Origin of the sequence: Streptomyces sp. NPDC003035 (assembly GCF_042888285.1) — a bacterium.
Taxonomy (GTDB): Bacteria; Actinomycetota; Actinomycetes; order Streptomycetales; family Streptomycetaceae; genus Streptomyces.
Map to the genome: position 1 here is coordinate 585064 of NZ_JBIAPJ010000003.1, position 14491 is coordinate 599554.

Consider the following 14491-nt stretch of genomic DNA (forward strand, 5'->3'; position numbering starts at 1 on the left):
CGCGTCGATGACGCGTCGAGACGGTCGACCGCGGTCCCGTTCCAGGCGGTACGGGCTCCTAGGCGGTACGGGACCGGACGCGGCAGCGCGCCGGGCCGGTCGCCCGGAGGGTGATCGCGGAGCTGACCGGTATCTCCGTGTCGATCGCCTCCAGGTCGTACTCCTGAAGGATCATCGCCAGCGCGATCACGGACTCCAGCATCGAGAAGTGCTGGCCTATGCAGGCGCGCGGGCCGCCGCCGAAGGGGAACCAGGCGTAGCGGGGGCGGCCCGCCTCGGCCTCGGGCGTGAAGCGCTCGGGGTCGAAGCGCTCCGGGTCCTCCCAGTACGCGGGGTGCCGGTGGGTGACCCAGGGCGCGACGATCACATCGGCACCGGCGGGGATGGTGTGGCCGCCGATCTCGGTGGCGGCCACCGCCCGGCGGCCGATGGCCGGTGCGGCGGGGAAGAGCCGCATGGCCTCCTTGAGCACACGGGTCAGGTAGGGCAGGGCGTCGAGGTCGGCGGCGCCGGGGGTACGGCCGGCCAGGACGCGGTCGACCTCCTCGTGCGCCCGCTTGCGCTGCTCCGGGTGGAGGGCGAGCAGGTGGAGGGCGAAGCCGAGGGAGGTGGCGGTCGTCTCGTGTCCGGCGAGCAGGAAGACGAGGACCTGCTCGCGCAGTTCGGAGGCGTCGAAGCTGCCGTCCTCGGCGCTCTCGGCCTCGGCGAGGAGGGACAGCAGGTCCTGTCCGCCGCCGTCCCCGGCGTCCTGGCCGGCCGCCCGCCGCTCGGCGATGATCCGGTCGCAGACGGCGTACAGCTCCTCGTGCGCGGCCGCGGCGCGACGGTTGCCGGGGGTGGGCCAGTCGCGGGGAATGTTGACGGGCGAGAACCCGCGGCGCAGGACGTACTCGCCCATGACCGGGAAGGCGCGCTCGACGATCTCGACGGCCGCCTCGACGTCCGTGCCGAAGAGGATGCGGGCGACGGCGCGCAGGGCGAGTCGCGTCATCTCGTCGAGGACGTCGACGGTGGAGTCCGCCGCGGTGTGCCACCCCGCGGTCACGGCTCCCACCTCGGCGGCGATGGCCTCGGCGTAGCTGTCGACGCGGCGACGGGTGAAGAGCGGCTGGACGAGCCTGCGCTGGCGCAGGTAGTCCTCGTCCTGGCTGGTCAGCAGTCCGTTGCCGAAGGATTCGCGGACTTCTTGGTAGAAGTGGTTGTCCTTGCGGAAGTTGGCGGACTCGGTGGCCAGGACCTGCTGGGCCCCTTCCGCTGAGAAGACTCCGTAGACGACGCCGCGCATGCCGGGCGGTCCGGCGGTGATCCGTACGACGTCCCCGTGTGCGCGCTGGGAGTTCAGGAAGGTGCCGAGGGAGTCGTTCTTGAGGTCGAACATCGAGCCGAGCAGCGGTAGCCCGGCCGGGCCCGGAATCGTGCTGGTGGTTGCCATGTGTGCGTTGCCCCCTTGATCGTCACCGGCCCGGTGATTGTCCCGCACCGGGTGACTCACCGGTAGCCTCGGACGAACACCGGGCCGGATCCGGGGGGTTGGCTCGATTGTCAGTGGCGCCTGGCACGCTCGTCCCATGGAGCCCATCGACATGACCCTGCAGATCACCATCGACTGTGCCGATCCCCAGAGGCTCGTCCGCTTCTGGGCGGAGGCCCTGCGCTATGTACCGCAGCCGCCGCCGGAGGGCCACGCGACCTGGCGGGCGTACTGGGCGTCGATCGGCGTCCCGGAGGAGGAACTGACCGACGGGGTCGGGGAGCTGCCCGAGTCCGTCGTGGACCCGAAGGGGATCGGGCCGCGGATCTGGTTCCAGCAGGTCCCGGAGCCGAAGACGGTCAAGAACCGGGTGCATCTGGACCTGAAGGTCGGCGGCGGCCGGGAGGCGCCGCTCGCCCTCCGGCGGGAGCGTGTGGACGGGGAGGTCGCCCGGCTGACGGCACTGGGCGCGACGATCCTGTACACGATGGACGAGCCGGACGGGATGGACTATTACGCGGTGGTGCTCCAGGACCCGGAGGGAAATGAGTTCTGCGTGGTGTGAGGCCGGGTCCTGGAGAGGCGGTGCGTCGCGGGCGTCAGCGGATCGGCATTCCGGAGAGGGTGCGGGCGATGACCAGGCGCTGGATCTCGCTGGTGCCCTCGAAGATGGTGTAGATCGCCGCGTCGCGGTGCATGCGCTCCACCGGGTACTCCCGGGTGAAGCCGTTGCCGCCGAGGATCTGGATGGCCTGCCCGGTGACCTTCTTGGCGACCTCGCTCGCGTACAGCTTGGACATCGATCCCTCGGCCGAGGTGAACGGCTTGCCGGCGGTCGCCATCCAGGAGGCGCGCCAGACGAGGAGCCGGGCGGCGTCGATCTGGGTGCGCATGTCGGCGAGCTGGAAGGCGATGCCCTGGTTGTCGATGATCGGGCGGCCGAACTGCTCGCGGGTCTTGGCGTAGTCGAGGGCGACCTCGTACGCGGCGCGGGCGGTACCGACCGCCATGGCGCCGACGGCGGGGCGGGAGGCCTCGAAGGTGGCCATCGCGGCGTTCTTCACGCGCTCGCCGCTCTTGGCTCGCTCGCGGGCCCGGGCGAGGCGCTCGTCGAGCTTCTCCTTGCCGCCGAGGAGGCAGTGCCCGGGGACGCGGACGTTCTCCAGGACGACCTCGGCGGTGTGCGAGGCGCGGATGCCGTGCTTCTGGAACTTCTGGCCCTGGGAGAGGCCGGGGGTGTTCGGCGGCACGATGAAGGAGGCGTGCCCCTTGGATCCGATCTCGGGGTCGACGACCGCGACGACGACATGGACGTTGGCGATGCCGCCGTTGGTCGCCCAGGTCTTGGTGCCGTTGAGGACCCACTCGTCCTTCGCCTCGTCGTAGACGGCCCGGGTGCGCATCGAGGCGACGTCGGAGCCGGCGTCGGGCTCGGAGGAGCAGAAGGCGGCGACCTTGACGTCGTCGACGTCGCCGTACATCTGCGGGATCCAGGTGCCGATCTGCTCCTCGGTGCCGTTGGCGAGGACGCCGACGGCGGCGAGGCCGGTGCCGACGATGGAGAGGGCGATGCCCGCGTCGCCCCAGAAGAGCTCCTCCATCGCCATCGGGATGCCGAGGCCGGTCGGGTCGAAGAACTGCTGGGCATAGAAATCGAGAGAATAGATGCCGAGCTTGGCGGCTTCCTGGATGATCGGCCAGGGAGTCTCCTCACGCTCGTCCCACTCGGCGGCGGCGGGGCGCATCACGTCCTCGGCGAATCCGTGCAGCCAGTCACGGACCTGCTTCTGGTCGTCGTTGAGTTCGAGCGTGAACTCGGCCATGTTCCCTCCCAGCAGTGCGTTACTTGCGGTAACAGCAGTCTGTTACTCGCCGGTAGGCGCTGTCAACCTGCGCGGAAGCGCCGCACACCACGCGGCACCGGGTGCCGGTCGGGTGTTACGTTGCGACAGCCTCACGGAATTCGCATGGGCGGGGAGACACGCTATGGAGACCACACACCGGACCGCCGATCAGCAGTCGCCGGCCGATCAGCGGCGCCGCGAACTGTTGGAGGCGGCGGACCGGGTGGTGCTCCGGGACGGCCCCCAGGCCTCGATGAACGCGATCGCGGCGGAGGCGGGGATCACCAAGCCGATCCTCTACCGGCACTTCGGCGACAAGGGCGGGCTGTATCGGGCCCTCGCGACCCGGCACACCGACGCCCTGCTCGCCGCGCTGCGGGCGGCGCTCGACGCACCGGCCGACCGGCGCCGGCGGGTGGAGTCCACGCTGGACACGTATCTCGCCTCGATCGAGGCGATGCCCCAGGTCTACCGCTTCCTGATGCACCCGGCGGAGGAGACGCACCAGGCCGAGCAGGGCTTCGACGTGGGCCGCCACTCGGCGCCCGTGCTGCGGAGGATGGGCGAGGAGCTCGGCCAGGTCATCGCCGAGCGCATCGACCTCGGGCCGGGCGGCGAGGCGCAGGCCAGGATCTGGGGGCACGGGATCGTGGGCATGATGCACGCGGCCGGGGACTGGTGGCTGGGGGAACGGCCGTGCTCGCGAAGCGAGTTGGTGCGGGCGCTGGCGGATCTGTTGTGGGGGCGGCTGGCGGAGGCGGGCGACCGCGCGGGGGGTCCGGGGTTCTGAGGTACGGGGCCCGGGGCAACGACCTTGAACGGGCGCCGCTCGTCGTGGGTTGTGCCCACCCGTTCCTCCCCCTCGGACTGCGTCCTGGGGGGACCCCCAGCGGAACAGTTGCCCACAACGGGTCAGCGGCCCGCCCCCCACGGCTCCTTCCTGATCGCGCGCATCAGGCGTGACTTGCGCCACCCCGTCACGCGGTCCGCGTAGACGCCGCCCTCCAGGTGGTCCGTCTCGTGCTGGAGGCAGCGGGCGAAGAAGCCCGTGCCCTCGACGCGGGCCGGGGTGCCGTCCAGGAGGACGCCCTCCACCACCGCGCGGTCGAAGCGGGGCGTCGGCGCCTCCAGGCCCGGCAGGGACAGGCAGCCCTCCGGCCCCCGGATCACGTCCCCGTCCGCCTCCACCAGGCGCGGGTTCACCAGATGACCGAGATGGCGCACGTCCTCGTCGTCCGGACAGTCGTAGACGAAGACCCGCAGACCCACCCCCACCTGGTTCGCCGCGAGGCCCACGCCGTTCGCCGCGTACATCGTGGCGAACATGTCCTCGACCAGCCGGGCGAGCTCCGGTCCGAAGTCGCTGACGGGTTCACAGGGGGCGTGCAGCACCGGGTCGCCGAGCAGGGTCATGGCTCGGACGTGGCCGGAACTGCCGGGGATCGGCCGGTTTCGCATGGGCGTAAGGGTACGGTCCGCTGTGACCTCGGTGTTTCGGCAAGGGTCCCGGTGGTGCCGCGGTTCGGGTCCCTGGCCGGATCTCGATAGGCTGAGCCCGGACCGACGCAAGGAGGAACAAGAACGATGTCAGGACACCCCGGTAATCCAGAGCCGCTGTCGCCGCGCGCCAAACTGGCCGTGACGGCGGGCAAGGCCGCCGCCGCGGTGTCGCGGGCAGCGGGACGCGGCAGCGGCTCGGTCATCGGCGGCCGGGTGGCGCTCAAGCTCGACCCCGATCTGCTGGGGCGGCTCGCGCAGCATCTGGACGTCGTCCTGGTGTCGGCGACCAACGGCAAGACCACCACGACCCGGCTGATCGCCGAGGCGCTGCGGGCCAGCGGCCCGGTCGTCTCCAACGCGCTGGGCGCCAACATGCCCGCGGGCATCACGTCCGCGCTGGCCGGCGGCTCCGACGCCAAGTACGGCGTCATCGAGGTCGACGAGAAGTACCTCGCCGGCGTCGCCCGGGACACCACGCCCAAGGCGATCGCGCTGCTCAACCTCTCCCGCGACCAGCTCGACCGCGCCGCCGAGACCCGGATGCTCGCCGAGAAGTGGCGCGAGGGCCTGAGCGGCACCAAGGCCGTGGTCATCGCCAACGCCGACGACCCGCTGATCGTGTGGGCCGCCTCCTCCTCCCCCAACGTGGTGTGGGTCGCCGCCGGCCAGGAGTGGAAGGACGACGCCTGGTCGTGCCCCGCCTGCGGCGGTGTGATGCAGCGTCCGGGCGACGACTGGTTCTGCGGCGAGTGCGGTTTCCGCCGCCCGGCGCCGAGTTGGGCGCTCAACGGCGACCACGTCCTGGACCCGCACGGTTCGGCCTGGCCGATCCACCTCCAGCTGCCCGGCCGCGCCAACAAGGCCAACGCCGCGACCTCCGCCGCCGTCGCCGCCGTCTTCGGCGTGCCGCCGCAGGTGGCCCTGGAGCGCATGTACCAGGTGCAGGCCGTGGCCGGCCGCTACGACGTGGTCTCCTTCCAGGGCCGCGAGCTGCGGCTGCTGCTGGCCAAGAACCCGGCGGGGTGGCTCGAAACGTTTTCCCTCATCGACCAGCCGCCGACCCCGGTGATCCTCGCCGTGAACGCGCGCGGCGCCGACGGCACGGACACCTCCTGGCTGTGGGACGTGGACTACGGGCGGCTCGCCGGCCACCCGATCATGGTGATCGGCGACCGCAAGCTGGACCTGGCGGTCCGGCTCGAGGTCGCGGGTGTCGACTTCCGCGTGTGCGAGACGATCGACGAGGCGGTGCAGATGTCCCCGCCGGGACAGATCGAGCTGATCGCCAACTACACCGCCTTCCAGGACGTCCGCCGCCGCGTCGGCAACTGACCCGTAGAGGACTGAAGCAGCATGAGTGAGAGCAGCCTGCGCCTGGTCTGGGTCTACCCGGACCTGCTCAGCACGTACGGCGACCAGGGCAACGCCCTCGTCGTCGAGCGCCGCGCCCGCCAGCGCGGTCTGGACGTCCAGCGCGTCGACGTCCGCAGCGACCAGCCGGTGCCGACCTCCGGAGACATCTATCTGATCGGCGGCGGTGAGGACCGGCCGCAGCGCCTCGCGGCCGAGCGGCTGCGCCGCGACGGCGGCCTGGAGCGTGCCGCGTCCAACGGCGCGATCATCTTCTCGGTCTGCGCCGGCTATCAGATCCTGGGGCACGAATTCATCAACGACCTCGGCGAGCGCGAGCCCGGCCTCGGTCTGATCGACGTGATCTCCACCCGCGGCGAGGGCGAGCGGTGCGTCGGCGACGTCCTCGCGGACATCGACCCGCGGCTCGGCCTCCCCCAGCTCACCGGGTTCGAGAACCACCAGGGCATCACCCACCTCGGTCCGACCGCCCGCCCGTTCGCCCGCACCATCCTGGGCAGGGGCAACGGCACCGGCGACGGCACCGAGGGCGCGTACAACGACACCGTCTTCGGTACCTACATGCACGGCCCGGTCATGGCCCGCAACCCGCAGATCGCGGACCTGCTCCTGAAGCTGGCCCTCGACGTGAACGCGCTGCCGCCGACCGACGACCGGTGGTACGAGGCGCTGCGCGCCGAGCGCGTCGCCGCCGCGACGCAGCCCGCCTGACCCGGACGCGGTCCGCATCCCGGACTGCACGTCTGAGCAGGCGTGTGCGCATGGGATTCGTAAGTCAATACGGTGTCCAATGCGTGGACATCCGGTTCGGCCCCGCCATCCGGCACCGATAGGGTGGCGGGGATCCAACCGGACGACGTGGTCCGGGAGTCGGCCCACGTTGCAAAGGTATTCGGGCTATGCGCATTGGTGTGCTCACCTCCGGCGGCGACTGCCCCGGTCTGAACGCCGTCATCCGTTCCGTCGTGCACCGCGCCGTCGTCGACCACGGTGACGAGGTCATCGGCTTCCACGACGGCTGGAAGGGCCTCTTGGAGGCCGACTACCGCAAGCTCGACCTCGACGCGGTGGGCGGCATCCTCGCCCGCGGCGGCACCATCCTCGGCTCCTCCCGGGTCCAGCCCGCGCATCTGGTCGACGGCGTCGAGCGCGCCCGGGGCCATGTCGCCGAGCTCGGCCTCGACGCGATCATCCCGATCGGCGGCGAGGGCACGCTGAAGGCGGCCAACCTGCTCTCCGAGGCCGGGCTGCCGATCGTCGGCGTGCCGAAGACCATCGACAACGACATCGCCTCGACCGACGTCACCTTCGGCTTCGACACCGCCGTGGGCGTGGCCACCGAGGCCCTGGACCGGCTGAAGACCACCGCCGAGTCCCACCAGCGCGTGCTGATCGTCGAGGTCATGGGCCGGCACACCGGCTGGATCGCCCTGCACTCCGGCATGGCCGCCGGCGCGCACGCGATCGTCGTGCCCGAGCGCCCCTTCGACATCGACGAGCTGACCGCGCGCGTCGGCGAGCGCTTCGAGGCCGGCAAGCGCTTCGCGATCGTGGTGGTCGCCGAGGGCGCCAAGCCGCGCGAGGGCTCGATGAGCTTCCAGGTCGGCGCCACGGACCAGTACGGCCACGAGCGCTTCACCGGTATCGCCAACCAGCTCTCGGTGGAGTTGGAGCGGCGCCTCGGCAAGGAGGCCCGCCCGGTGATCCTCGGGCACGTCCAGCGCGGCGGCACGCCGACCGCGTACGACCGTGTCCTCGCCACCCGCTTCGGCTGGCACGCGGTGGAGGCGGCGCACCGCGGCGAGTTCGGGATGATGACCGCGCTGCGCGGCACGGAGATCACGATGGTCCCGCTGGCCCAGGCCGTGGAGACCCTCAAGACGGTCCCCGCGGAGCGCTACGCCGAGGCCGAGTGCGTGCTCTGACCGCCGTACCGACACCATGAGCCGCCCCCGGTCGCGTCCGCGAACGGGGGCGGTTCTAGTCTGGTGCGGACAACAAGCGCGAATCGGGCTCCAGGAGTACACAGATGGATCACAGCGGGCACGGCATGACCATGGATCTGCCGCCGTTCACGCTGGGACGGGGGCTGGAGTTCTCGCCGGACCTGTTCTTCCTCGTCGGCTGCGTCCTGGGACTCGCGCTGTACGGGTGGGGCGTGGCGCGCCTGCGCGGGCGCGGGGACGCCTGGCCGGTCAGCCGGACGGTCTTCTTCGCCGCCGGAGTGCTGACCGTCGCGCTGATGATGTGCACCAAGCTGAACGACTACGGCATGGTCATGTTCAGCGTGCACATGGTGCAGCACATGGTGATCTCGATGCTCTCGCCGATCCTGCTGCTGCTCGGCGCGCCGGTGACGCTGGCCCTGCGGGCGCTGCCGGTCGCGGCCCGGGGCAGCAAGGGTCCGCGCGAATGGCTGCTGATGCTGCTGCACAGCCGCTACATGCGGATCGTCACGCATCCCGCGTTCACGATCCCGCTCTTCATCGCGAGCCTGTACGGCTTCTACTTCACCCCCCTCTTCGACACCCTGATGGGGTCGAAGATCGGGCACATCGCGATGATGGTGCACTTCCTCGCCGTCGGTCTGGTGTTCTTCTGGCCGATCATGGGCGTGGACCCGGGACCGCATCGCCCCGGCTATGTGATGCGGATGCTGGAGCTCTTCGCGGGCATGCCGTTCCACGCCTTCTTCGGCATCGCGCTGATGATGGCGACCGAGCCGATGATCAAGGCGTACGAGAACCCGCCGGCCTCGCTGGGGATCGACGCGCTCACCGACCAGAACGCGGCGGGCGGCATCGCCTGGGCGTTCAGCGAGATTCCGTCGGTGATCGTCCTGATCGCGCTGGTGTACCAGTGGTACCACTCCGAGCAGCGGCAGGCCGTCCGCAAGGACCGGGCCGCCGACCGGGACGGGGACAAGGAGCTGGAGGCGTACAACGCGTATCTCGCCTCGCTCCAGACCCGTGGGCGGTAGCGCGCGGCGCGCGACGTGACGCGGGAGTAGCGCGTCGCCCGCCTCAGGGGTCACGATGGGCGTGACGGCTCCCCGTCGGGAGGAGGGCGGACAGATGTCCGGTCCCACGAAGGCGATGTGCGTGATCACGGGCGCGGCCCTGGTGCTGACGACGGCCTACACGGTGGCCCTCGGCAGCAGCGGCTGGCTCTGGTTCGGCTGGATCGTGCTCGGCGTGGTCACGATCGGCATGTCGGCGGCCGACAGCGCCGCACCCGCCGGGGCTCGCCGGCGCCGGCCGAGCAGGCCGGGTCCCCAGCCCTGAGCTCAGCCCGGGCGCACCCGGGGCACGCCCGCGGGCTCACATGTGCCGGTTGCTGTAGTAGAACTCGATCAGCTTGATGACGTCGCCGTCGTCCTCGTGCTGTCCGCTCTCGAAGTGCGGTGAGTCCTTGACCTCGTCCTTGGTGCAGGCGACGTGGACGGTCTCGGTCTCCGTGTCGACCCGGTCGACCAGGCCGGCGGGCAGCACCACGCGCTTGCCGAAGATCCACGGTCCGGTGTCCACGACGAGATAGGACCGGCCGACCTCCTCCGTATGTCGGTCGACCTTGCCGATCGAGCCGTCGGCGGCCTCGACGCCGTAGCCGATGAGCCGGGTCCCGGGCACATGGCCCGAGGTCGCGCGATAGCCCCAGATGTCGGCGCCCATGACGGACCTCCTCCCTGGTCGTGCCGGGCGAGTACCCCCTGGCGCGCGGACCATCCACTCCGGGTCGCCGGCGCGGGAACGTCAGCGCGGGGCGAGGACGACCCAGGTGCGGCCCGGTGCGAAGTTCAGGGGCGCCCCGGCCGGGGTGGTGAAGGTGGTGCCGTCCTCGGCGGCCGGGCGGCTCCAGCGGGCGTCGTGGGCCTTGCCGTCGCGCAGGACGACGGCGGTGCCGCTGCCGACCGTCTCGGTGTACGGCGAGACGCTGCCGAGGAAGTCGGAGAACTTCGAGGGCCGGATCGTCACGTGCTGCACGACGACGGTCGTGGCCTTCACCGGGCCGCCGTCGGTGGTCACGGCCGCCCGGCCGTCCATCGCCACCCGCCAGCCCTTGTCCGGCGCGGACCAGGTGAAGGTGTAGCGGGAGGCCGGGAAGCGCACCGTGCGCTCGTTGACCGGCTCCCCGCCCGCGGGGGCGGGACCGAACCGGAAGCCGATGTCCCGGGCGTCGGTGGCCTTCGGCGCGGCGGCCAGCGCGCGCTCGGGCAGCACGTACAGGTTGTGGGGAGCGGGCCGGCCGCGGTCGCGCTGATAGGCGCGGGGGGCGTCCTCGGGCGGCAGCGCGTACAGCGGCGCGGCCTTCAGCGGCGGTTTCAGGCCGGAATGCGAGCCGGAGTAGGCGAGGGCCGGCCGGCCGAACTGGCGGAGCAGCTCGATGTCGGACTCCCGGGCGCTGCGCACGGGTCCGATCCGTTCGGGCAGGTCGGAGGAGTAGACGGCGAGCAGCCGGGTCTGGCCGGCCTCCACCTGCTCGACGTAGACGAGGTCGGCCGCGCCGAGGCCGGTGTGGGGGCGCGCCGGGGGCACGTTGTCGATCTTGACGGCGAGCACGGGCGCGGGATCGGCCGGCAGTCCCGTGAAGGGGGACCGTTCCTGGGTAGGTGCGGGAGTGGTCGGCTTCGGCGTCGGGGCCGGCTCGGTGGCGCCGCCGTCGGAGCATCCGTAGAGCCCGGCGGTCATCACCGCGCACAGTGCCACGGTGACGGCTGCGCCGGGCCGTTTGCGTCGGTGTGCGTCAGCCATCGGGTCCACTCTCCGTCTCCAGTGTGGACCACAGTCGCGCGAGTGGTTACAAATAGCCGATGCTCTACTGAATCGGGGGCCGCCGGTGTTCTACCACCTGCTGAAGTACGTTCTGCTCGGGCCGCTGCTGAGGCTGCTGTTCCGGCCTCGGATCGAGGGGCTCGAACACGTCCCGGAGGAAGGCGCGGCGATCGTCGCCGGAAACCACCTGTCGTTCTCCGACCACTTCCTGATGCCCGTCGTGCTCAAGCGGCGGATCACCTTCCTCGCCAAGCAGGAGTACTTCACCGGTCCGGGGATCAAGGGTCGGCTGACCGCGGCGTTCTTCCGCAGCGCCGGGCAGATTCCGGTCGACCGCTCCGGCAAGGAGGCCGGGCAGGCGGCGATCCGCGAGGGGCTCGGGGTGCTGTCGAAGGGCGAGCTGCTCGGGATCTATCCGGAGGGCACCCGCTCGCACGACGGGCGGCTCTACAAGGGCAAGGTCGGCGTCGCCGTCATGGCGATCACGGCCGGGGTGCCGGTGATCCCGTGCGCGATGGTCGGCACCTTCGAGATCCAGCCGCCCGGCCAGGTCGTGCCGAAGGTCCGGCGGGTCACCATCCGCTTCGGGGCGCCCCTGGACTTCTCGCGGTACGCCGGCATGGAGGGCGAGAAGGCGGCGGTCCGCGCGGTGACGGACGAGATCATGTACGAGATCCTGGCGCTGTCGGGTCAGGAGTACGTCGACGACTACGCGGCCACGGTGAAGGCCGCGGAGGAGCAGGCGAAGGCGGGGAACGCCGGGCCTCCGCGAAAGTTCCCGCGCCGGGGACGCTGACGGCGGATCCGCGCACGGCGAAAGACCCTGGGGCCGCGCACACGACCGCCGTAGCGTCGCGCGCATGGCAAAGGGAAACGCATTCGTACTCGGAGCGACAGGACAGGTGGGGCGGGCGGCCGTACGGGCGCTCGTCGCGGACGGATGGGAGGTGACGGCGGCCTCGCGGCGCGGCGGCCGGGACGGGAGGTGGCCGACGGAGGTCCGTTCCGTGGCGGTGGACCGGAACGAGGAGGGCGCGCTCGCCGCGGCGCTCGGCGACGGCTGTGACGTGCTGGTGGACATCGTCGCCTACGGCGGCGCGCACGGGCGGCAGTTGACCGGGCTCGCCGACCGGATCGGCTCGGCGGTGGTGATCTCCAGCGGCGCGGTCTACGAGGACGAGCGGGGGCGCAGCTTCGACACCCAGGACGAGCCGGGCGGTTTCCCCGCCTATCCGCTGCCGATCCCGGAGGACTGGCGGACGGTCGCCCCGGGGGACACCTCGTACAGCACGCGGAAGGTGGCGCTGGAGGAGGAACTGCTCGCGGCGGGCGAGGCACTGCCGACGACGGTGGTGCGGGCCGGCGCCATCCACGGGCCGTACTGCCCCGGGCCGCGCGAGCTGTGGTTCGTCAAGCGGGCACTCGACGCACGGCCGGTGCGGGTCCTCTCGTACGGCGGCGCCTCGCGGTTCCACCCCGTCCATGTGGACAATCTGGCGGAGCTGATCCGGCTGGCGGCGGCGAACCCGGGCAGCCGGGTGCTCAACGGGGCCGATCCGACGGCCCCGACGGTGGCGGAGATCGGCCGCGCGATCGACGCCGTGATGGGTGTGCGGAGCGAGACGGTCCTGATCGATGGGCCCCCGGTGGACACGGTGGGGCTCACCCCGTGGACCGGGGGCGACCATCCGATCGTCTACGGGATGACGGCGGCGGAGAAGGAGTTGGGGTACCGGCCGGTGGTGTCGTACGAGGAGTCCCTGCCGGCGACGGTCGAGTGGCTGACGGAGCGGCTGGGTTCCGGCCGGGAGTGGCGGGAGGCCTTCCCTGGTCTGGCGAAGTACCAGGTGGACTTCTTCGACTACGCGGCCGAGGACGCCTGGCTGGCCTCGCGTTGACGCATGGGAGGGGCGGACCGCTCGGCGGACCGCCCCTCCCCCGTCATCCGGTGCCTACGGCTTCGGCGTGGCGTGCGGCGCGCACGTCACGTCCTCGCTGTCGAGCCTGCCCGTCAGCAGGTACGCCTCCACCCGCGTGTTCAGGCACGGGTTGGCGACGTTGGTGATGCCGTGCGAGCCGGCATCCTTCTCGGTGATCAGGCGCGAGCCCTTGAACCGCTTGTGCAGCTCGACCGCTCCGGCGTACGGAGTGGCCGCGTCGCGCTCGGCCTGGGTGATGAGCACCGGCGGCAGGCCCTTGCCGGTCCGCACCTCGGTGGGGCGCTGGCGCGGGGTGGACCAGGTGGCGCAGGGCAGGTTCATCCAGGCGTTGGACCAGGTCATGAAGGGGTACTTCTCGTGGAGCCGGCTGTTGTCGCGGTCCCACTTCTTCCAGCTGGTCGGCCAGGGGGCGTCGGCGCACTCGACGGCGGTGTAGACCGCGTTGCCGTTCTCGGAGGCGACGTTGCCCGCGGTGTCGGTGAGGTCGGCCCCGGCCGCGTCGATCAGCGGCTGCGGGTCACCGGCGGCGTACGCGCTCCAGGCCTCGGCGACGGGCACCCACATGGAGTCGTAGTAGGGCGCGTTCTGGAAGAAGCCGATGAGTTCGGCCGGGCCGACCTTGCCGCCGAGCGGGTTCTTCTTGGCGGTGGCGCGCAGGGTCTCCCACTGCTGCCGGACCTCGGCGGTGGTGTCGCCGAGGTGGAAGGTGGCGTCGTGCTGGGCGACCCAGGTCATCCAGTCCTCGAGCCGGCCCTCGAAGGCGATGTCCTGGTCGAGGTTGGCCTCGTACCAGATCTTGCGGGTCGACGGATTGACGACGCTGTCGAGCACCATGCGGCGGACGTGCGTGGGGAAGAGCGTGCCGTAGACGGCGCCGAGGTAGGTGCCGTAGGAGACGCCCACGAAGTTGAGCTTCTTCTCGCCGAGCGCGGCGCGGATGACGTCGAGGTCGCGCGCGGTGTTGAGGGTGTTGATGTACGGCAGGATGTCGCCGCTCTTCTCCGCGCAGCCCGCGGCGTACTCGGCGGCGAGCTTGCGCTGCGCGAGCTTGTCGGCCTCGCTGTCGGGGACCGGGTCGAGCTTCGGGCCCTTGACGAACTCGGTCGGGTCGACGCAGGAGATGGGGGCCGAGTGGCCGACGCCGCGCGGGTCGAAGCCGACGAAGTCGTACGCCTTGGCGGCGCCCGCCCAGATCTTGTTCTGGGTGGTGACGCGGCGCGGGAAGCGCAGGCCGGAACCGCCGGGGCCACCGGGGTTGTAGAGCAGCGCGCCCTGGCGCTCGGCTGGGGTGCCGGTGGCGCCGATGCGGTCGACGGCGATCTTGATCTGCTTGCCGTTCGGCCTGCTGTAGTCGACCGGGACGGTGACCCAGCCGCAGGCGATGGGCTTCTCCAGGCCCCAGTCGGCCGGGCAGTCCTGCCAGTCGATGCCCTGCCGCGCCGCCCGCTCGGCGGCGACGGCGACGCCGCGCGCCTCCGCGTCCGGCCGGTGGCGGCTGTCGGCGGTGGCGGCCGGGGCTGCCAGCGCCCCGGCCATGAGCGTGCCCGCTATGAGAGTGCCGGCCGAGCCGAGCACCGCGGTGCGTCCCACGTG

At 71.5% G+C, this 14491-nt stretch carries 15 protein-coding genes; 9 read left to right on the forward strand and 6 right to left on the reverse strand.

Translation table 11 applies throughout. The annotated features are described in order from the left end of the window. Nucleotides 1-58: 58 nt before the first annotated feature. Nucleotides 59-1432, reverse strand: a complete 1374-nt coding sequence (locus ACFYV5_RS12215; RefSeq protein ID WP_389167476.1) for a cytochrome P450 — start codon at nucleotides 1430-1432, stop codon at nucleotides 59-61. Nucleotides 1433-1568: 136 nt separating this feature from the next. Here ACFYV5_RS12215 and ACFYV5_RS12220 point away from each other — a divergent pair, with 136 nt between their 5' ends. Next, the gene (locus ACFYV5_RS12220; protein WP_355110310.1) at nucleotides 1569-2036 is read left to right on the forward strand and encodes a VOC family protein; all 468 of its coding nucleotides are present in this window, start codon (nucleotides 1569-1571) and stop codon (nucleotides 2034-2036) included. A gap of 34 nt (nucleotides 2037-2070) precedes the next feature. Here the strand turns inward: ACFYV5_RS12220 and ACFYV5_RS12225 are convergent, their stop codons facing one another. After that, a complete protein-coding gene (locus ACFYV5_RS12225) occupies nucleotides 2071-3294 on the reverse strand; it encodes an acyl-CoA dehydrogenase family protein (protein ID WP_389167478.1) in 1224 nt (407 codons plus the stop codon). 163 nt (nucleotides 3295-3457) lie between these two features. Between ACFYV5_RS12225 and ACFYV5_RS12230 the strand changes: the two genes are divergently transcribed. Then, nucleotides 3458-4105, forward strand: a complete 648-nt coding sequence (locus ACFYV5_RS12230) for a TetR family transcriptional regulator (protein WP_355110308.1) — start codon at nucleotides 3458-3460, stop codon at nucleotides 4103-4105. Nucleotides 4106-4227: 122 nt separating this feature from the next. Here ACFYV5_RS12230 and def read toward each other — a convergent pair whose 3' ends face one another. Further along, nucleotides 4228-4773, reverse strand: coding sequence for a peptide deformylase (def, locus tag ACFYV5_RS12235; protein ID WP_389167481.1), 546 nt, complete (start codon nucleotides 4771-4773; stop codon nucleotides 4228-4230). Nucleotides 4774-4899: 126 nt separating this feature from the next. Here def and ACFYV5_RS12240 point away from each other — a divergent pair, with 126 nt between their 5' ends. The 5 genes from ACFYV5_RS12240 to ACFYV5_RS12260 all read left to right on the forward strand — a co-directional run bounded on the left by ACFYV5_RS12240 (nucleotide 4900) and on the right by ACFYV5_RS12260 (nucleotide 9470). Beyond that, nucleotides 4900-6147 (forward strand): MurT ligase domain-containing protein, encoded by a 1248-nt coding sequence (locus ACFYV5_RS12240; RefSeq protein ID WP_355110306.1) that lies wholly within the window; start codon nucleotides 4900-4902, stop codon nucleotides 6145-6147. A 21-nt stretch (nucleotides 6148-6168) separates the two neighbouring features. Continuing rightward, nucleotides 6169-6897: a glutamine amidotransferase gene (locus tag ACFYV5_RS12245; protein WP_355110305.1), complete on the forward strand. Its 729-nt coding sequence runs from the start codon at nucleotides 6169-6171 to the stop codon at nucleotides 6895-6897. A gap of 188 nt (nucleotides 6898-7085) precedes the next feature. Further along, entirely contained in the window at nucleotides 7086-8111 is a 1026-nt protein-coding gene (locus tag ACFYV5_RS12250; protein WP_355110304.1) for a 6-phosphofructokinase, read from the forward strand. 104 nt (nucleotides 8112-8215) lie between these two features. Beyond that, entirely contained in the window at nucleotides 8216-9166 is a 951-nt protein-coding gene (locus tag ACFYV5_RS12255) for a cytochrome c oxidase assembly protein (protein WP_389167485.1), read from the forward strand. Nucleotides 9167-9260: 94 nt separating this feature from the next. Beyond that, complete coding sequence (locus ACFYV5_RS12260) at nucleotides 9261-9470, forward strand: hypothetical protein (RefSeq protein ID WP_355110541.1); 210 nt, start codon at nucleotides 9261-9263, stop codon at nucleotides 9468-9470. 36 nt (nucleotides 9471-9506) lie between these two features. On the opposite strand, the gene ACFYV5_RS12265 is transcribed toward ACFYV5_RS12260, so the two are convergent. Then, the gene (locus ACFYV5_RS12265; RefSeq protein ID WP_355110302.1) at nucleotides 9507-9857 is read right to left on the reverse strand and encodes a PRC-barrel domain containing protein; all 351 of its coding nucleotides are present in this window, start codon (nucleotides 9855-9857) and stop codon (nucleotides 9507-9509) included. Between the two features lie 81 nt (nucleotides 9858-9938). Further along, nucleotides 9939-10937: a DUF3048 domain-containing protein gene (locus ACFYV5_RS12270; RefSeq protein ID WP_389167488.1), complete on the reverse strand. Its 999-nt coding sequence runs from the start codon at nucleotides 10935-10937 to the stop codon at nucleotides 9939-9941. An 85-nt stretch (nucleotides 10938-11022) separates the two neighbouring features. On the opposite strand from ACFYV5_RS12270, the gene ACFYV5_RS12275 reads away from it, so the two are divergent. Together ACFYV5_RS12275 and ACFYV5_RS12280 are read left to right on the forward strand one after the other, a co-directional pair. Further along, nucleotides 11023-11754, forward strand: coding sequence for a lysophospholipid acyltransferase family protein (locus ACFYV5_RS12275; protein ID WP_389167491.1), 732 nt, complete (start codon nucleotides 11023-11025; stop codon nucleotides 11752-11754). Between the two features lie 64 nt (nucleotides 11755-11818). Beyond that, on the forward strand, nucleotides 11819-12856 hold the full coding sequence (locus ACFYV5_RS12280) for an NAD-dependent epimerase/dehydratase family protein (protein ID WP_389167494.1): 1038 nt from the start codon (nucleotides 11819-11821) through the stop codon (nucleotides 12854-12856). Between the two features lie 54 nt (nucleotides 12857-12910). Here ACFYV5_RS12280 and ACFYV5_RS12285 read toward each other — a convergent pair whose 3' ends face one another. After that, nucleotides 12911-14434 carry an alpha/beta hydrolase gene (locus tag ACFYV5_RS12285; RefSeq protein ID WP_389167865.1) on the reverse strand — a complete coding sequence of 508 codons (1524 nt, stop codon included), beginning with the start codon at nucleotides 14432-14434 and terminating at the stop codon, nucleotides 12911-12913. Nucleotides 14435-14491: the final 57 nt, after the last annotated feature.